Below are 19,549 nucleotides of genomic sequence, written 5' to 3' on the forward strand. Positions count from 1 at the left end.
ACAGGATCAGATCCTGGGTGATCAGCGACTGGCCCAGCGTCCAGCGGAATCTCAGCACATCCCGGACTTGGCCGGAGTGAAGCACGTATTTCTCCACCAGCTCGGCCTCGCCAGCGGGCTGGGCTTCATAGCGGCTGTCGATATCCCAGGCATCCCAGAGTGTCGGACGGTCATGGAAGAAGTGGAATTGGTTGGCCCGTCCGCCCTGCTGCACCACTTCCCGGCCGGCCGCTTTGTCGAACAGGCTGGTGATTTCGCCCCGTTCATTGAACGTCAGGCGGTAGTGCGGGGTCTCCCAGCGGTCATTCAGGACGGTGCGTTCCGGCCTATTCACTGCTTCCAGGCTTCCCGGCGTTGGCCGTTCCCCGCGTCTCAGCCAGATCGTTGTATACCCCATAGCCGGAATGGCCGGGACATGAATGTAAGCGGTCCGGTGATCTGTTGTCGGGTCCAGCGGAACGTCCGCAGCGGGCAAACCGGCGACGAGATCTATCGGAAGTGCATTTCCTGACGCATCATATGCTGCTATATTCCGTTCATTTTCCGTTGGTTTATTTTCCGTTTGTCTATTTGCTGTTGGTTCCCTATCTGTTGCTTCCGTATCTGCCAATGGAATGGCAACGACTGCATCACGCGCCCAGCCGAGGCTGTTGAACAGCACGTAAGGCTGGCCTTCGCCTGCTGTTGTGACCTGAGCCGCCAGGGCTTCCAGCCCCGGCTGCAGCGCTGCCTCACCAAGGGCGAACACCTCGCGGTATTCCTTCTCCGAAGTCTCATAGGCTTCGGGGATGGCCGAACCGGGAATAATGTCGTGGAACTGGTTCAGCAGTATCCGCTTCCAGCCGTGATGCAGCTGTTCGGCACTGCTCCTGCGCAGCTCGGGCTTCATGGCAGGAGCGGCCAGGGTCTGCCACAGCTCAGCCTCACGGTAGAGAATCTCCGCCTTGCGGTTGTTCCGCTTGTTACGGCCATGTGTGGTATAGGTGCCGCGGTGCAGCTCCAGATACAGATCGCCGCGCCATTCGGGCAGCTTGGGCTGCCGCTCCTCCATGCCTGCGAAGAAATCCGCGGCGCTGCTGAAGGTACTGGCCGGCTGGCCGACCATCAGGTCTGCACGGCGGATGTATTCCAGCATCTCGCGGGTGACACCGCCGCCGCCGTCGCCATGGCCGTAGAGCAGCATCTGCTCGTTATGGATCTTCTTTTCGCGGAAGGATTGCCAGTGTTCATGCACGTCCTTCGGCAGCGTATTCTCGTTCACCCCATGGTTGAGGTAGGACAGCATCGGGGTGCCGTCAATGCCCACCCAATGGAACAGATCGTACGGAAATACATTGGTGTCATTCCAGCCGAGCTTCGTGGTCATGAAATAGCGCACGCCGCCATGACGCATAATCTGCGGCAGTGAAGCGCAGTAGCCGAAGGTGTCCGGCAACCATTCAATCTCTGAGGTCTGGCCGAATTCCTTCTGGTAGAACCGCTGGCCGTAGAGCATCTGGCGCATCAGGGACTCTCCGCTTGGGATGTTCAGGTCCGGCTCGACCCACATGCCACCGACCAGCTCCCACCGGCCTTCACGAATTCGCTCTTTGACCTTGGCGAACAGGACCGGGTCGTTTTCCTTGAGATATTCGAACAGCTGCGGCTGGCTCTGGGCGAATTGATAGTCCGGGTATTCGTCCATTAAGGCATTGACGGTGGAGAAGGTCCGGCTGGTCTTCCGCACGGTCTCCCGCGCCGGCCACAGCCAGGCAATGTCGATATGCGACTGGCCGACCATATGAATGGTGCCTTCTGCGTTGCCGCCAATCCCTGCGATATCTGTACGCAGCGCCTCTTCCAGGGCGGCTACAGCACTGCCTTCACGAACCTCAGGCTCATTTAAATTCAAATATTCATCCATCACCCGGTACAAGGCTTCCAGCATCCGCGCGCGGCGCATATCCGCATCGGGCAGCAGGACCGCCGCATCGCGGACGATGACGGCGGTATACATCAGGCTCTGGACCGGCTCATTGACCCGTACCAGCCAGGTGCGGATGGCCCGGATCGGCGGCTGGATGACCGCCTGCTGATTCAGCGGGTCCACCGGCTCGGGAATGGGATCGAACAATTCGATTTCCAGCTCCAGCGGCCGGCCGTCCGGCGAGGCTTCCAGGGTTACAAAGGTGTGGTTCCGGTCGAGGCCGTGGCGGGATTCCCCGTTCACCCGCAGCAAGCCCTCGCCGCCCGACTCAAATATGAGCCCCGTACGCTGCCCTTGCCATTCTGCCGGGATCGTAAGCGAAAGGCGGAAAAAATACGTGGTTCCCTGCACACTCGGGAACAGGTTGAAATCTCCGCCTTCGGTATACGGCCGCATTCCGTCATATTGACCCGGCATGGTATAGACCGAAGCCTGAATGTCCCAGCCTTCCAGCGCCTGCTGCTCCAGCCATTGCCGCTCGGACAGCTCGCGGATGAATCTTCTAATCCGTTCCATGTGACCCCTCCGTTACCTCGAGTGCAGCTTCCAGCACCTCATTGACATGACGGCCCACCAGCACTTTGAATCCTCCCGGCTCCACGACAGGCTGAGCCCCCGGGCCGATATATTGCAGCTGCTCCGCGCCGACTTCAAATTCTACGATTTGCGCTGCGCCTGGAGCCAGCGTGATTTTGCGGAAGCCTTTGAGTTCCTTCGCGGGTCTGGATACCTTGCTCACCACGTCGGAAATGTAGAGCTGAACGACCTCGGCGCCTTCCCGTTCTCCCGTGTTGGTCACGGTGACCCGTACGGTTGCGGTTTGGTCTGCCGTGATTGCCTGTGGCTCCACCTGGAGTTCTGAGTAGCGGAAGCTCGTATAGCTCAGTCCGAACCCGAACGGGTAGCGGGGCTGCGAATCGGCTTCCAGATATTGTTTGCCGCGTGAACGCTTGCCGTTGTAGTACATCGGAAGCTGACCCACATCCTTCGGCCAGGAGATGGTCAGCCGTCCGGAGGGATTCACGTCTCCGAACAGAATATCCGCCACCGCATGGCCGCCCTCCTGGCCGGGATACCAGGCTTCCAAAATGGCATATGCGTGCTCTTCAATCCAGGGCTCGCTCACCGGACGGCCGTTGATATAGACCACAATGACCGGCTTGCCCAGCTGATGAATCTTCTTGAACAGTTCAAGCTGCACACCTGAGAGGGCCAGCGAGATCCGGTCAATCCCTTCGCCGCAGTCCATATCGCTCCAGGCATGCTCCGTCACTTTTGACGCTCCGGTCTTCAGGTCGATGCTGCCTTCGCCGAAATCGCGGGCGCTTGAGCCGCCGAGCACCATGACCACCGTGTCAGCCTGCGCGGCGCAGGCCAAGGCGGCTTCGAAGCCTTCCCTGTCCTCGCCTTTGATCCGGCAGCCGGGGGCATACAGCACCCGCTCTGCTCCAAGCTTGCTGCGGACACCGTCTAAGACGGTGACGATGCTGGACCGCGGCTGCGGTGAGGTATAATCCCCCAGCTGATTGTACGGTGCATCGGCGTTCGGGCCGATGACCGCAACCTTGCCGGTGCTCCCGCTGCCGCTATTGCCTGTGGCACTCGAACTGACGCAGCCACTCAGGCTGTTGTCCGCGCCACTCGAACTAATGCTGCCACTCCTACCGTTGCCTGCACCACTCGCACCGACGCCGCCATCGCTGCCAGGATTGCCTGCGCCGATCGCACGGACGCCGTCAACGCTACCGTTACCACTACCACTGTCACTGGTGCCCCCGCTGACCTTTAGCGGCAGCGTCCCGCCCTCATTCTTCAGCAGAATGATGCTCTCCGCAGCCAGCTTCCGGGCCAGCTCCCGGTGCTTCGCGCTGCCGATGAATTTCTCCGCCGCCTCCGGATCGGCGTATGGCTGCTCGAACAGGCCGAGCTTGAACTTCAGCTCCAGCACCCGCTGCACGGCGCGGTCCAGAACCTCCACCGCCAGCTTGCCGCTGCGGACAGCACCGACGAGATGTTCTCCGAACATGACGCCGGACATCTCCATATCGATGCCTGCCGTGATGGCTTGCACCGACGCATCCAAACCGTCCTCAGCGACGTCATGGCCGGCGGCCAGCATTTCGATGGCGCCGCAATCGGTAATCACGAGGCCGTCAAAGCCCCAGGCCCCCCGGAGAATCTCCTCCAGGAGTGCGGTATTCGTTGTACAGGGCACGCCGTCAATCTCATGGTAGGCGGGCATAATGGACACCGCGCCTGCTTCCACCGCCTTCTTGAACGGCAGCAGATCCACTTCCAGCAGCTCGCGCCAGCCCATATGCACCGGACCGGCATTGCGGCCGCCCTCGGAGCTGCCGTACCCGGCGAAGTGCTTCAGTGTAGCACCCACACTATCCGGGCTGCTCAGCGATTCCCCCTGCAGCCCCTCCACGGCGGCCACGGCCAGCTCGCTGATCAGGTAGGCATCTTCGCCAAAGCATTCCTCCGTCCGGCCCCAGCGGGGATCGCGCACCACATCCAGCACCGGCGAGTAGGTCACCGTTCCACCCTGGCTCCGGGTTTCCAGCGCCACCGCCCGGCACATCTCCCGGTACAGGTCCACATTCCACGAGCTGCCCAGTGACAGCGGAACCGGAAATACGGTCGCCCCGATGGCCATATGGCCGTGCGAGCACTCTTCCCCGATCAGGATCGGGATGCCGAGGCGCGAGTTCTCGATGGCATAACGCTGAATCGCATTCACTGCCTCCGCCCCCTGGCGCGGGGACAGCCCGCTGGCCAGGGTCACTCCGGTCCACGGATCCGCGCGGAGCATACCGTAGAGCGAGCCGATGCCCGTTTCTGCCACCTGACGTTTAAAATCCTCAGTAAGAGTAATCTCCCCTTCAGTATGTTCATAAGCCTGCCAGCCGAAGGGCTGAACCAGCTGTGCAGCCTTTTCTTCCAAGGTCATCTGTCCCAGCAGATGCTCTGCCCGTTCCCGGGCCGGTCTGTCTGGATCTGTATAGGTCATACTCTCCACTCCCTCTCTGGTGACGGTCTTATTCTTTCACGGCTCCTATCGTAAGACCCTGGATGAAATAACGCTGGAAGAATGGATAGGCAAAAATAATCGGACCCGTCGCCAGCACCACCATCGCCATACGCGAGGTATCCTGCGGCATAGAGCGAAGAGCCTCCATGCTGAGTGAGCTGTTGGTCGAGTTCTGCATAATGAACTGCATGCTGGTCTCGATCCGCATCAGCATAGACTGCAGCGGCACCAGATTCGGATCATCGATGTAGAGCAGTGCATTGAACCAGTCATTCCAGTAACCCAAGGTACTGAACAGGGCAATGGTCGCCAGACCGGGCAATGAGAGCGGCAGTACCAGTGTAAGAAAGATGCGGAATTCGCCTGCGCCGTCGATTTTACCGGATTCGAGAATGGCATCGGGAACGCTGGTACTGTAAAAAGTACGTAGGATCATAATGTAGAAGGCATTGACCGCCAGCGGCATCACAAGCGCCCAGATCGTATCCTTCAGGCCCAGAAACTGTGTAACGATAATATAGGTCGGAACGAGTCCGCCGTTGAAGAGCATGGTGAAGAAGGCAAAGAACGCAAAGAAATTGCGGTATCTGAAGCTTTTACGCGAAATGGCATAGGCATAAAAAGAAATAAACAGCAGGCTGATCAGTGTGCCGAGCACCGTCACGAGGATGGTCACCCCATAGGATTGCAACAGCATATCTCCCGACTGGAATACATATTTGTACGCACCCAGACTCCATTTAGCCGGGAACAGACTATAGCCGTCTCTGGCCAAAGCTCCTTCATCCGTGAAGGAAATGATGACTACAAAGATAAACGGAAATACGCATAGTAACGCAAAAACACCGGCAAACAGATTAAACAGCACGTTCCAGGTTTTGGAGAGCTTATGAAAATCACGTTTTTTATTGACAATAGTGGACATCTGGTTCACTCCTTTCGCCCTGACTAGAATAAGGCGCTGTCCTTGTTGAATTTACGCACGATATAGTTCGAGGTAATGACAAGCACGAAGCCGACTACGGATTGATATAGACCCGCCGCAGTACTCATGCCAATCTCGCCTGTAGATTTGAGGCCTTGGTAGACATAGGTATCGATAACGTTCGTAACACTGTAGAGCGTCCCGGAGTTGCGGGGCACCTGGTAGAACAGGCCGAAGTCGGCGTAAAAGATTTTTCCGATGGCCAGCAGCGTCATGATCGTAATAATCGGGCTGAGCAGCGGCAGCGTGATGTTCTTGATCTGCTGGAATTTGCCTGCACCGTCGATCATCGCCGCTTCATACAGCGATTTGTCGATACCCATAATAGCGGCCAGATAGACTACGCTGTTATAGCCGAGCGCCTTCCATAGATACACGAGCACGAGGATGACCGGCCAGTATTTTTTCTCGGAATACCAGTTGATGGGTTCTGCTCCAAAATAGCCTAGGATCTGGTTCAGCACACCGCTCTCGGAGCTGAGAAAGCTGAAGGCAAAGTAGCCGACTACAACCCAGGACAGAAAGTACGGCAGGAACATGCCGGTCTGGTAGACCTTGGCCAGTTTTTTGTTGGCAATCTCTGCAAGCACAATCGCCATAACTACCGACAGCACCAGCCCCAGCAATATGAAAACGGCATTGTATAAAAGTGTGTTGCGGGTGATGATATACGCGTCATTCGTAGTGAACAGAAACTTAAAGTTATCCCAGCCCACCCACTTGCTGTGGAAAATGCTTGCCCAGAAGCCCTCCCGGCTGTAGCGGTATTCTTTAAAAGCAATAACCGTCCCTACCATCGGCAGATAGGAGAAAAAGAGGAACCACAGCGCGCCTGGTAGGACCATGAGCAGCATAACCTTGTCTTTGATGATATTTCGGATGAATCCGCCAATCATTTTCACGTGGAGCCCTCCTAAACTGTAAAAGAAAAGACCGGGCTATAGGCTTGGCACCCGCCCGATCTTCCTTAAGGGAATGAATTATTTGTTGTTCGCAGCTTTCCAAGCGTCGATTTGGGTTTGTGCTTCTGCGATGATTTTATCGAGTCCGGCAGCTTTGAATTTCTCAATCGCTTTTGGCAGATATTCGTCAGGATCTACGGTTCCTGTCATCAGCGGGGCCCAGAATTCTTCCTTCACGTTCTGCACAGCGGCGATTTCACTCGTTACCTTGGAGGTATCAAAGTTGAAGCCGAGCAACGGAGCATTGATGCCTGCTTCATTAAACTTTTTGAACTGCTCCCACTTGTCCGCAGGGTCGCCTTCGTTCAGGTAGTTGATCATGATATTGCCCAGAGAGAAGGACGGCATATCATAGTTTTTCGCTTCCGGCAGATTCTTGATGGTGTTATCATTGATTTTCTCGTAATGCACGCCTTCAATACCCGAGTCAACCAGGTTGCGCAGATAAGGATCGGTGTTCAGCAGGTTCAGGAATTCCATGGCTTTCTCCGGATGCTCGGAGTTGGCGGAAATGGCCTGCATCGAACCCATAACGGACCAGTTATAAATGTAGGATTCGCCCGCAGGGGTTGAAACTACAGGGTAGCCGTAGCTGGCCGTCCACAGATTGTCAGCCATAGGCTGTGTAGTGGCGCGATCCATGAACCATTTGCCGGCTTTGTAGAGATCATCCACGGAGGAGGTTGTCGCTACTTCAGATGATACGTAACCTGCCTTGTAATATTTGTGTACGGTTTCAAGACTGGATTTCAGCTCTGGACTTTCCAGGATGTTGACGATTTTATAGTCCTTTGTATTCAGATACACGGCCATCGGCATTTTTTCGATAATGTAGTCGAAAGGCAGCACCGGCATGTAGTCCTTCACCATTGCATATGGCGTGATGCCTGGTTCGTTTTCCTTAATGGTTTTGAGCATAGGTTCAATGCTGTCCAGTGTGGTTGCTTTGCTGATGTCCAGCTTATACTTGTCCACAAGCTCTTTGTTGAAGCGCCACACTTCCTGTGCCGGAAGCTCTTTGTTGGCAGGAATCGCATAGTTGTGTCCGTCTACCTTCGAGCCTTCCAGGAATGCCGGGTCGATGGCAGTCTTGATGTCTTTGCCGTACTTATCAATCAGGCTGTCCAGTTCCATGAATGCGCCTTTGCGGGCATTCTGCACATAATCCAGGGCCCATGAACTGGTAAACATAATATCCATAGGTTCACCGGAGGCTACCTTAACCTGCATTTTTTGTGAATAGTCGCCGTAATCAAGCATATTGATTTTCAGGGTTGCGTTAATTTTCTCTTTGGTGTATTTGTTGATTTCAGCCACAACCATGTCCAGGTCCTTCTGCGGCGCACCGATAGTGTACCAGATCAGCTCTACCGGCTTCTCCGAGTTGCCTTTTGATCCCGAAGCCGAATCATTGGAACTTGCATTGTTCGAACCACCGCCGCATGCGCTAAGCAGCACCGAGACTGCCATCATCGATGTCAGTAATAGGGACAACCGTTTGCTTTTCTTGCTCATTCTTTATAACCTCCCCTTTATTCACCTCAAAACTGCAGGACATGTGAAGGTCTGTTCGGCCTTTGTCCCTTCAAGGATTACCTTAACTTTAGTTGATGTAAGCATTTTCAGACAGAAGCTAAACTAAATAAATCATGTAGAAAATAAAGAAAAGAACTTGCCCGGCAGACAGCCGTTACACAAGTCCTTTATATTCGGTGGGGGAAATCCCCACATATTTTTTGAATTGCTTATAGAAATAACCGGTCTCCCAGTAGCCAACATTCCTGGCAATCTCATGCACCTTGGACGAGGTTCCCCGCAGCTGCTCCTTGGCCTTCTCAATCCGGTAGCGGTTGATATATTCAGTGAACGTATCCCCTACCTCTTTGCTGAACAGCTGTCCCAGGTAGACCGGGTGGATGTTGAACTGTGCCCCGAGTGTCTTCAGCGAAACATCCTCAGCGTAGGATTCATGGATAAAATTAAGCACCTGCTGCACGACCGGACTCTTCACATCACGGATCAACAAGTCAATCGTAAGCGACGCCGCTTCTTTCAGAATCTGAATCCATTCATGAATGGAGGTCGTTTCGCGGAGTCTGCGGAAGCCCTCCTGGTATAGCTCAGGTTCTTCGCAATGTCTGATTTCCTTCAATTGCATTTTGAAGCGGATTAGCCATTCCATGGAGAAATCATGGAGAACCTCGGGAGTTACGCCTTCCATATGCCGCAGCTGCTCGAACCGCTCATCAATCCGCTGCAGCAGCGCTTCCTTGTCCTTAGCCAGAATCAGCTTCTGCACCTGCTCCCAGTTCTGCGTGACCTCCCGCCCGTCCGCCTCGCTGCGGCTGGCTATCTCCTCATAGCGGATCACTGTCCGTTCCGGGAACAGAATGAAATATTCCCGCGCTTTCTTCGCTTGCTCATAGCTCTGTGCCGCCCCTCCCTCTGTCTCCACGACACTGCCCATCGAGAAGCAAAGCGGCTGATAGGAGGACAGCCTCTTCACCAGGCGCTCATGGCAGCGTTCGACCTCTTCCTTCCCGCGCTGGTATTCGCTTAAGCCATGCAGAAGCACGGCATCTCCATCCATATCCTGAAAAAGAATAGTGGAGCTGCTGTCCCCAAGGGCATTCGCAACCGCCTTCAAGAATTCAGCATTGCCGGCCCCCCTGCCCGGCCGCAGCAGGGCAGCCAGTAATAGCGGCTTGTCCAGCTGGATGCCCAGCAGTTCCGACCGCTCACGGAATTCATTCACTCCAATCTGTTCCCGGAGCCAGCGGTGCATAATATTATCTCTTAATATAGAGATGCTCTGCGCGTTCAGTTCATCTTCAACTCTGCTCATATGAAGCTTCTCCACGGTATTGCTAAGTGTAGCCTTGAACTCCTCGAGATTAATCGGCTTCAGCAGATAATTCTCAATGCCGAGCGTCATCCCTTCCTTCAGATACCCGAACTCATCATACCCGCTGAGAATAATGACCTTCAGCCCCGGCTGGAGGCTGCGGACAGCACGGATCAGATCCAGACCGTTCATCAGAGGCATGGAAATATCGGTAATCAGAATATCTGCGCGGAGCGACGTGAGCGCCTCCAGGGCCTCTTGGCCATTCTCCGCCCGGCCGACAATTTCCATTCCCATCCCGGCCCAATCGACAATATCATACAGCCCTTCAATAATAAAAGGCTCATCGTCCACGATAAATACCTTATACATAGGTTGGCTCCTCCTCTCCCAGATCAGGAAAACATAAGGTCACGGTGGTCCCCTGGCCTTCTTCGCTCGCTACCGCTAAGCCGTGCGGTTCTCCATACAGCAGTTGCATCCGTTCATGAATGCTCCGTAGCCCGAAGGACTGCGAAGAGCTGTCCGGATCCAGGAGATCCTTCTGAATCTGCGCAAGCCGTTCCTGCTTAATGCCACGTCCGTTATCGTTGACCACAGCGCGGAGAATCCCGCCTTCCTTGACCAGATCAACCCGGATATGGTTATCGCTGCGGTCTGTCCGCATCCCGTGAAGGATATAATTCTCAACGACGGGCTGCAGGGACATCTTCAGCACGACCCGCCCCTCTAGCTCCTTGGGGCAATGGAGCTCATAGGAGAATTTGTCCTTATACCGGATGCGGAACAGCTCCAGATAAAGCCGGCAGGCTTCCAGTTCATCCTTCAGGGTATGCTTCGCCTTGGGGTGGACATAGCTTTTGAACAGAACAGACAGGCTGTAGATCATCTCTCCAACATCTGCAGCCCCCTGTGAAATGGCGCGCATGCGGATGACTTCCAGGGTGTTATAGAGAAAATGCGGATTGACCCTTGCTTCCAGCGCAGCGATCTCGCTGTGCTTCTGCTTAATCTCCGCCTTGAACACCCGGTCGATGTACAGATTCAGCTCGTCCAGCATATCATTGAAGCTTTTGGAGATCTGGCCCAGCTCGTCTTCCTTCACATCGGTGATGCGGGCATCAAGGTCCCCATTCTTCACCTTACGGGTAAAGCGGATAATGTTATGCGCCCGGGTGGCAAAATTGCTGATAAACAGCGAAGGTGTGATCACCGCAAACAGAATACAGATCAGGCAAATGGTAATAATCATGTTGCGCAGACCGCTGTAAGTCGCTGCAAGCTCCCCCTCCGGCACCACACTGAGTACAGTGAATCCGCCCTGGGTATGCGTCAGCTTCGTAATCAGCATGCCGTTCACTTCCTCGCCGTCGGCATAGATCGCTTCAATCTGCTCAGGATAAGGATATTTCTTACCGTAGAATGTCCCTGAGCTGTCAAACAATACATCATTGTCTGCCGACAGCACGATAATATCGCCTTTGAAATCATCCTTGTAGTCACCCATGCTCGCCCAGATATGGTCCGCATCATAGAACACCAGCAGCTGTCCGATATTCCGCAGCGACTGCTTGTCATTAATCGGCACACGGATGGAGAACATGGGGGAATCTGCGAGGGATATCGTTTTGCGGACCCAGATATTCGGTGTCGTTACACTGCTGGCTTCCTCCAGATATAAAGCATCCGGCACAAACGAATGGGCCGCATTGGTAGAGATAATATTGAAGTTCTCCTGTTCATTGAATACATACAGCTGCTGTTTGGCAGAGCTGTAGAGCAGCAGGCTGCGGATATCCGGATCATCTTCCATCTGGTTGCGGAAAAACTGCACACTGTCTGTGGTGGTGTTGCTCTCTTTAAGATAACGTTCAAGCCTGTAGGTGACATAATCTTGATAGGGATGCTCCAGCAAGTAGGATGTATTGGCCGTAAGCTCACTGTCCCGGTATACATCGCGCATCATCGTCTGCACGGCATCGTATTTATGCTGCATATAGTTGTTCACACTTTCCACGGTACGCTTCTGGATTTCCAGCTGCCTCTGTACTGCAGATTGGGACATCAGCAGGAACATCAGGTAGGAGAATGTAATCGTGGTTACCACCGCTATAATGGAAAAGATCAGGATGATCTTCATGAACAGATTATTTTTAAAATGCTTTTTGTACCAGTTTCCGGGGAGCAGCATGATGTCTCTCTCCCTCCTATTCACACAGGTTGATTGCCACATTATATCACGCAAGAGGAAACAGCTGGGCTATTCTTGTAAAAGGAAGGCATCTGTTTCCTAACAAATAGTACGATTATTGAGGACTTGTGAACCTGTACATTCCTATGATTGCCAAAAGGTCCACTTATCAAAAAAACAGCCCGTCCGGAGCTTCAGCTGTGAGACAAGTCGCAGTTGATTCAGGCATCGGCCGGCCCGGGGCATTCATGTATCTCCTTCAACAATAAGGTAAGGTCAGATGTGTAAACAGGGTAAAATCTAAAGGTTTACTATACAAATTAAAGGTTAGCGTTTTCATATGCGACAGGATTCAGGTAACAAGCCACAGCCTACTTGTGAACACTCCCAAGGAGCTACCCGCACATAATTTTAGCAGTAAAGAAGCGCCGGATGAGCTGCTCTGCTCTTCCGGCGCTTCCCCTTTTACCCTATATCTCCATCGCCGCTAACTGCTTCGTCATCGAACTGTATCCTTGCACCGACTGGGCAATATAGGACAATACAGTGTCGCTCCAGCCGTAAACATAGTAGGTCTGCTCATCCTGCTCAGGCACCATTGCATGACGGTAAGGTGCGATATCGACAATAAATGCTTTAACATCGGGATTCACCTTCTTGCGGTACAGCTTGAGCTGTTGATAGAATGGGCTGCCGCTGTTCTGCTGCTCATCGGTGATGATGATCACCTGGTCCACCTTGATGTGCTGCTCCAGCAGCTTGCGGACCGGTGCGCCGGTATCGGTTCCACCCCGGGCCTGTATCCGTTCCGCCTGGCCCAGAATGCTGTCCCGCCGGGAAGGCTTCGCGTCGGCCACCTCGGTATCGAAGAGCCAGAACAACGACTTCCCTTGAGTCTTCTTATACAAAGCCAAAGCAAATATGGAACCGGTCTCCAGATAATCACCCTGCATCGAGCCGGAAATATCGAGAAAAATCGCGGTCCGTCCCTCCATATCCGGCAGGTTGTCAAACGTCAGGTCCACCGCTTCTCTCAGCGCATCCCGAAGCTCAGGCTGCTGCACCTGCCGGAACGCTGTCGCGAAACGGAAAGGCAATATCCGCGCTTTGCGCAGCCCCTGTCGATCCACTAACCGGTTCACTACATAATCCAGATTCCGCTGATCGTCGAGGACGCCGCTCCGCTGGAGCGTATTCAAATGGCGGAGCAGGGCGAACGTAGGCATCTGATACAGGATCGCCTTCCAGACTTCCCGGGAAGGCTGGATCGCTCCTGTTACGGCTGAGTATGGAAGCTTGCCCCGCTCGATCCACTCGATCTGCTCCTCCGCGGTCACGGCCTGCTTCAGCTTCTCCATCGCCTCCACCTGTGGCAATAGCATCAGATTGGCCTCCTGACCGCGTAAATAACGGAACAAGGCCTGCTGTTTGAGATCCGTCGGCTTCGGATGAGCTGTGGCAATGGCGTCGCCAAGGCTATAGCCACGGCCTCGACCATTATATTTCAGCGCCCAGTACTCGCTGATTCCTGACAGGAACAGATTGACCTGGCGCTTCACCGCCCGGCCGCCCTCCCCACGTCCCAGCCCCTGCAGGATCGTCAAGAAATCGGACAGGTCAGACGGGATTTGCACAACCTTCATGAAGACTTTGGCGAACAGATCCGGACGGGTACCGGATAGTACAGCCAGCCCAAACAGCGGCTGCAGTCTCATGAACCCCTCCCCCCTGGCATAGACCAGCGCTTTTGCCATAAATTCCGGCTGTTCAAGAGCCATTTGCTGATGCAGCTCTGCCGCATGATCTATAAGCTCCTGCTGGTCCGCATAAAACGTATTATGCATTGTATTCGTCAAAAGCATCTGCAGATACTGCTCTTCCACAGGACGCGTATAAGCGGGATACCCTTCCTTGTTCAGGGCGTGTGGCTTCATGGAGCCAAATAGTTTTGAAGCAAAGCTCATGTTCATTACCTCCTAATCATCAATACCGGTGAGGAAAATGTGGGACAGGTGTATCTGCAGGAGTCGAACCTGCCGTATTGCCCAGGATCATTCATTGGTCACGTTGGAGTGTGAAGTAACCCGTCCCGGCGCCTCACCGGCTTGATGGATTGCACAAAGCGAGGAATTGGGTTGAAAAGGCCGGTCAGTGCCCTGGGGCACCGTCAATTCTATTCCCGTAACAGACGAAGGATCCCTTTCAGTCGCCTCGCTTTGTGTACATTTTATCCTCCGAAGAAAACAAGATTGGACAGGCACAGACTGCTCTACCACTGAGCTATTCCTTCTTTAGAAAGAAGCTGGAGTCGAACCAGCGACAGGTCGCTTAACAGGCGAAGTATCCCGTCCATGCGCCTCGGAGAATCTTTTCAAGTCAGCTTCGCTTGGCAGCATCAGCTTTCTTGTATCCATCTTCGCTTATTTTCTTCCCGGCGAACATGGCGTAAGTATTACGAGAATAGAGAAACTTCTCCATTTTCTCCATTTGCCACCGCTGGTACAATAGAAATTAGGTGTCTACTATGTATGATCGGAGGCTGCCATGGCCAAGGAAAGCTTTGATAAGGAAATCCAGTTTCTGCGGATGCTTGTATTGACCAGCGGTGCGTACAGCCGTCAGCAGTTTGCCGAACGTCTCGGCATCTCGGTTCATACCTTCGATAAAACCCTGAAGAAGCTAAAGGAAGTCGCAACCACCCTGCAGGAACAGCCGCCGGAGGCACAAGCCCAGGGCTTCACCGATGCGCTTCGGTTCAATTACTACGAATCCGCCGACCCCCTGCTGCTGTTTCTGTTCCAGGCCAAGTCGCTCAAGGAATCAGAAAGTCTGAGAATCTCCCGGATTCTAGCTGCACTGAATGGCGGCCAGGAGCTGGCCATAAAGGATCTGCTGGACATCTGCTGCTGCGGGCTGGACCCGGAGAGTACTTTTCCCGATGAAAAGACGATCCGCGGCGACCTGAAATATTTGCAGGAGGTCGGGGCTATTGTACGGGGAGCCGGTCCGCGTCCTTACCGTTACCGGCTGAATAATGATCTGGTCAAGCAATTGACCGGAGAGGAGCTTATGGATCTGTTCGACTTCGTGGATATTATGGCGAATACCCAGCTGCCTTCCGTGCAGGGATATTTGCTCCGCAACAGTCTGAAAAAAGAACTGCTCCGGCTGGATGCGGAGAAACAGGCCATCGAACCCTTTTTATACAAATACCATTATTATTCCAGAATCCTGGATGAAGCCCACTTGTCCACACTTCTGGCAGCTATTAGAAGCCGCAGTAAGGTGCAGTTTCTCTACTTCTCGCCGAAAGCCGACACCAGCTATGCCGCTAAAAGCACCAATCCGCTCTTCGAGCGTGAATCCGGCGGCCGCCCGGAAACAGCACTGCCCCTCAAAATCGTCTACGATCATCAGTACGGCAGATGGTACTTACTCACTCACAGCAAGCACATGGGCATCCGCAAGTACCGGATGGAGGGCATGACACAAATCGAGGAAGGCGAAGCTGTCACAGAAGAGCTTTTCCTGGCGGAGCAATCCGCGTTGGAGCAGCAGATCGCCACAAGCTGGCTGATCGATACCGGCCGGCCCGTTACTGTTAGGGCTAAATTCCTGAATCCCCAGCGCAGCGGCTCTGCCCGTAATTTTGTGAAGGAGCGTGTGCTGCTGCAAGGGCAGTGGGGTGTTATAACCGAGGAAGATCTGCACTTTTTCATCTATGAAATTACCGTAAACGGCACGACCGAAATCAAGCCCTGGCTGCGCAGCTTCGGCTCAAGCTGTGAGGTGCTTGCGCCGAGGCAGCTCCGGCAGGAGCTGATTGCGGAATGGAAGGAGATGCTGGACTACTATGAACCCTTTTGAGAAAATCTTTAATTACCGCATCCTCTCCCGGATGGAGGATAGCGGCGTCTTTCTCTCCACTTCCCATGAACGCTCCTGGCTGAAGCTGATGCTGGACCATCCCTCTGCTGCCGCCGCCTTTTCCGGAGTGACGCTTGATAAGCTGCAGACCCTTTTAGAGGGAGAGGCTCCTCTGAATCTCGCTGAAGATCTGATCCATAAGGCTTCGACTGCAGAAGTACAGGTCTATCATCCGCTGGTGCGTGTGCTTCGCCGAAGTATTCAACACCATCAGGGCATACAGGTGAGCATCGGCCCGAACAACGGGCACCCCGGTCCGGAACAGTCCGGCCTTCCCTACCGTCTCGAATATTCCATGGTCAAACGGGAATGGTATCTGCTGTGGTACAGCTGGACGCGCCGGGACTTCATGAGCATCAGACTGAAGAAAATAACATCGGTATGCGAAGTTCCGGCTGCACCCGAGCTTGTCCGCACGACTCAGGCCGAGATTCACCGAATTCTGGAGAGCCGCAGACAGAGCGCCGTGATTGAGGTCCTTCCGAATTACAACCGGGAGTTGTCGAGGATTCTCTATGCCTTTTCCTGCTTCGAGAAGGAGGTCCGTTATGACGAGGACAAGGACACCTATTACATCTCCTTGTTCTACTTGGGCAACGAAGGTGAATATGTGCTATCCAAAATGCGCTTTCTGGGCAAACGGGTGCGAATTGTTGAAGGGAACTGGCTAAAAAAACGCATGCGGGAATCCGCTTTGAAGGCGTTGGCTCTGTATGGAGCCTCCCCGGACCAGACGCTGACCCGCCAGGAATGATCCTCCGCAAAAGCGGGCACAGTAACAGCAGGTCTGAGAAATACTGCTGCCACACTTAGCACATGCTTACAAAACTTTTAGCGTATGCTTTCGAAGCGAGTTTTGTACGAAGTCACTCGATGGAGCACATGCTTACAAAACTTTTAGCGTATGCTTTCGAAGCGAGTTTTGTACGAAGTCACTCGATGGAGCACATGCTTACAAAACTTTTAGGAGGATATCAATGGACACTCACGAGTTCGTGGAGAAGTTTCAGGAGAACATGAAGAAGGCGGAGAAAAACAAACGCCGCGGCAAAGGCTCACCGGAAGCCCGGCTGGCAACCAAGCAGCACGGCACGAATAAATAAATAGCAGATAACCCCGCAGGACTCCTGAATTCTGGAGAGGAGACCTACGGGGTTATTGTCTGCTGTTCTTCGTGGATATGGAGCTGCAGTGTCTCTTTTGCAGCTGCGATTGCGGCTTTCTTTTCAAAGTTAGGAATAATTCTCGAAGAAATAAAGGCAACAATAGGTACGGTCAGCACCACACCAAAACATCCGGTAATCCCTTGAACCACTTCGATTGTCACCATATTCATGTTGGCTAATTGGTTGAAGGAAGCTCTGATCGCATACAGAATCATAAGCGAAGCCAGCGTAGTTCCGGTGAGGGCAAGAATTAGCGTATTCGCCATTGTCCCCATCATATCGCGGCCAACATTGATTCCCGAGGCAAACAGCTCGCGCTGGGTCAGCTTAGGATTCGTCATGTATACCTCATGCACAGATGCGGCAATAGAGATACCTACGTCAATAATGGCGCCTAGCGAAGAAAGTAATATTCCCGCGAACAGCATTCCTCCGAGTTGGAGTCCAGTCTCGTCGGAAATGGTAATCAGAACATCAACCTCTGCGGTATTATAACCGGAAATATGGACTAAAGAGCCAAATACATAAGCCAAGACCCCCGAAATCAAGACCCCGCACACTGTCCCCAGAATTGCTGCCCAGGACCTTGCGCTCCAGCCGTTCAGCAGCAGCAGAGTAACACAGGTAGTTAGAATAACGATAAGCACGGAGGCAAAAACAGGAGAATACCCCCTATACAGCATCGGGATAAACAAATAGATAATACAGGCAAAGGTGAATATAATCCCCAGCACCGACTTTAATCCTTTTTTGCCGCCAATCCACCATAACACACAAAAAAACAACAGGACCATCGCTGCCATAAGCGGAGCTCTATAATAGCTGTACACCGATACCAGATAATATTTCGGATCAGCCGAGTCAATATTAACGATAATCGTCTGCCCTTTTTTGGCAATCACATTCAGATAGACGCTTACATTATTCGTGATCTTGTGAACCTCGCCCTTATGTTCCCCGGACAGAATTTTGATTTCGATTTCCTGAGAGCCGTTGTATAGCCCCCCTCTTTCGGAATCCCTTGTCAAATCCTCGCTGATGACCTGCAGCACTTTGGCTTTTTCAAATTTCTTGGAGGCTGTGCTGCTGCCCTGCTCGTTATGTTTGGTTTCGGGTGACTGATTGAACAGATACATGCCTAAAGCGATGCAAAGGATAAAACCGATGAACAGGCTGACTCGTGTTTTCTTCGATGCAAACATACCCTACCTCCATTTGCTGTCCAAGCAGTGGTCAGATTACACCAATAATCTATCCTATCATTTCAACATAAACAAGAAATATTTTTTTCTTTCTTTTCATTTCATAAGATTTGTGATGATATTATGTGTGCGTCGGATGTATGGAAAAATCGATTTGGGAGGGCATGAGAAAGATGGCAAAATGGGTGAGGCTGCTTGCATTATTGTTCTTGCTGTTCGGGTATCTGCTGGATCCGGGAGCTCCCGTTTCGCTGGCCCACGGCAACGTCAGTGTAGCCTATTCGGAACTTTCGCTCGCGGACGGCAGCATCAAATTTGTATTGCAGCTGGATATGTATGACATGATTGCCGAGGTCAATCCGGATGACCCGGACCTTGCCTTAACGACACCGGAGGCCTTAAACCGGTTCTTCAGTAAATACCCGGCAGAGGTAGATGAATTGCTGCTAACCAAAATCAGACTCTATGCAGATAATCTACCGCTGGCAGGAAAAGTCACACAGCTCCGCTACACCGAGAAGGAAGGTGAAGTCCAGCCTTTTGCCGAGGCGGTTATAGAATATCCTATCAAAAATGCTCCCCGGCAGTTCACAATGGACTACAATCTGGTGTTCGACCGGGATCAATGGCATGTCAATTATGTCAACCTGTCGCTGGGCGGGCTAAAAAAAGAAGCCGTACTCATTGCACAGATTACGGAGCTTCAGGTGGGCCAGATGGACCCGGCCTATGCACTTAAGCATTTCTTCCAGCTCGGCCTGGATCAATCGCTCCGTGCCTATGAATCTATCCTGGCCGTGATTGTCCTGCTAACAGGATGTCTGACGACAAGGCAAGCTCTGCGGTCTGCTGCTGTATTTGCGGCAACACAAACATTGACCCTGATCCTAGGAGGGCTGCACGTCATTACCTTGCCGGAACGGCTGTTAACTGCCCTGATTCCCTTGAGTATTGTGTTCCTCGCTTTAACTGTTTTGTACAACCGGAACATGAAGCAGCTGCTCTGGATTGCCGGGGCGCTGGGTTTGATCCACGGATTTGGGTATGCGGCAGGGCTGGGCGGTATGAGGGCAGATGGCGGGAGCTGGAATCTAGTATGGCCGGTTACAGGCTTTTATGGAGGTGTGGAAACTGTATTGCTCCTGCTCATAGTGATCCTGGTTCCGGCAACTGTCTACTTACGCAGACTAAAGTATTCCCTGCCCGTGATTTCGGCCACTGCCGCTTTTACCGGACTAGCCACTTTCATTGTGAAGGCTCTGTATTGATTC

The 19,549-nt window shown here is 53.2% G+C and carries 13 protein-coding genes; 4 read left to right on the forward strand and 9 right to left on the reverse strand.

Annotated features, from left to right (window positions below):
* From A3842_RS20965 to A3842_RS21005, 8 genes are all read right to left on the reverse strand, one after another.
* The coding region (locus tag A3842_RS20965; protein ID WP_074102615.1) for an alpha-mannosidase at nt 1-2,482 on the reverse strand (2,482 nt) is incomplete at its 3' end.
* Complete coding sequence (locus A3842_RS33405; protein WP_256701793.1) at nt 2,469-4,979, reverse strand: glycoside hydrolase family 3 N-terminal domain-containing protein; 2,511 nt, start codon at nt 4,977-4,979, stop codon at nt 2,469-2,471. The genes A3842_RS20965 and A3842_RS33405, both read right to left, overlap by 14 nt.
* Before the next feature lie 28 nt (nt 4,980-5,007).
* Nucleotides 5,008-5,925 (reverse strand): carbohydrate ABC transporter permease, encoded by a 918-nt coding sequence (locus A3842_RS20980; RefSeq protein ID WP_074102616.1) that lies wholly within the window; start codon nt 5,923-5,925, stop codon nt 5,008-5,010.
* 23 nt (nt 5,926-5,948) lie between these two features.
* Complete coding sequence (locus A3842_RS20985) at nt 5,949-6,881, reverse strand: ABC transporter permease (protein ID WP_074084398.1); 933 nt, start codon at nt 6,879-6,881, stop codon at nt 5,949-5,951.
* 84 nt (nt 6,882-6,965) lie between these two features.
* Complete coding sequence (locus A3842_RS20990; protein ID WP_074084389.1) at nt 6,966-8,462, reverse strand: ABC transporter substrate-binding protein; 1,497 nt, start codon at nt 8,460-8,462, stop codon at nt 6,966-6,968.
* A gap of 175 nt (nt 8,463-8,637) precedes the next feature.
* A complete protein-coding gene (locus A3842_RS20995; RefSeq protein ID WP_074084388.1) occupies nt 8,638-10,164 on the reverse strand; it encodes a response regulator transcription factor in 1,527 nt (508 codons plus the stop codon).
* Nucleotides 10,157-11,983 (reverse strand): sensor histidine kinase, encoded by a 1,827-nt coding sequence (locus tag A3842_RS21000; protein WP_074084387.1) that lies wholly within the window; start codon nt 11,981-11,983, stop codon nt 10,157-10,159. Before A3842_RS21000 ends, A3842_RS20995 begins: the two co-directional genes overlap by 8 nt.
* Nucleotides 11,984-12,453: 470 nt before the next feature.
* Nucleotides 12,454-13,947, reverse strand: a complete 1,494-nt coding sequence (locus tag A3842_RS21005; protein WP_074102617.1) for a TROVE domain-containing protein — start codon at nt 13,945-13,947, stop codon at nt 12,454-12,456.
* A 580-nt stretch (nt 13,948-14,527) separates the two neighbouring features.
* Between A3842_RS21005 and A3842_RS21010 the strand changes: the two genes are divergently transcribed.
* The 3 genes from A3842_RS21010 (at nt 14,528) to A3842_RS21020 (ending at nt 17,013) form a co-directional block, all read left to right on the forward strand.
* Nucleotides 14,528-15,850 (forward strand): helix-turn-helix transcriptional regulator, encoded by a 1,323-nt coding sequence (locus tag A3842_RS21010; RefSeq protein ID WP_074102618.1) that lies wholly within the window; start codon nt 14,528-14,530, stop codon nt 15,848-15,850.
* Nucleotides 15,837-16,664 (forward strand): WYL domain-containing protein, encoded by an 828-nt coding sequence (locus tag A3842_RS21015; protein WP_074102619.1) that lies wholly within the window; start codon nt 15,837-15,839, stop codon nt 16,662-16,664. The genes A3842_RS21010 and A3842_RS21015 overlap by 14 nt, the downstream gene beginning before the upstream one ends.
* 223 nt (nt 16,665-16,887) lie before the next feature.
* Nucleotides 16,888-17,013 (forward strand): DUF4023 family protein, encoded by a 126-nt coding sequence (locus tag A3842_RS21020; RefSeq protein WP_074084383.1) that lies wholly within the window; start codon nt 16,888-16,890, stop codon nt 17,011-17,013.
* A gap of 44 nt (nt 17,014-17,057) precedes the next feature.
* Here A3842_RS21020 and A3842_RS21025 read toward each other — a convergent pair whose 3' ends face one another.
* Entirely contained in the window at nt 17,058-18,278 is a 1,221-nt protein-coding gene (locus tag A3842_RS21025) for a YibE/F family protein (protein WP_074102620.1), read from the reverse strand.
* Between the two features lie 173 nt (nt 18,279-18,451).
* On the opposite strand from A3842_RS21025, the gene A3842_RS21030 reads away from it, so the two are divergent.
* Nucleotides 18,452-19,546 (forward strand): HupE/UreJ family protein, encoded by a 1,095-nt coding sequence (locus A3842_RS21030; RefSeq protein WP_074102621.1) that lies wholly within the window; start codon nt 18,452-18,454, stop codon nt 19,544-19,546.
* The last annotated feature ends 3 nt before the right edge of the window (nt 19,547-19,549 follow it).

The organism is Paenibacillus sp. P3E (assembly GCF_001909045.1).
GTDB lineage: Bacteria > Bacillota > Bacilli > Paenibacillales > Paenibacillaceae > Paenibacillus_AQ > Paenibacillus_AQ helianthi.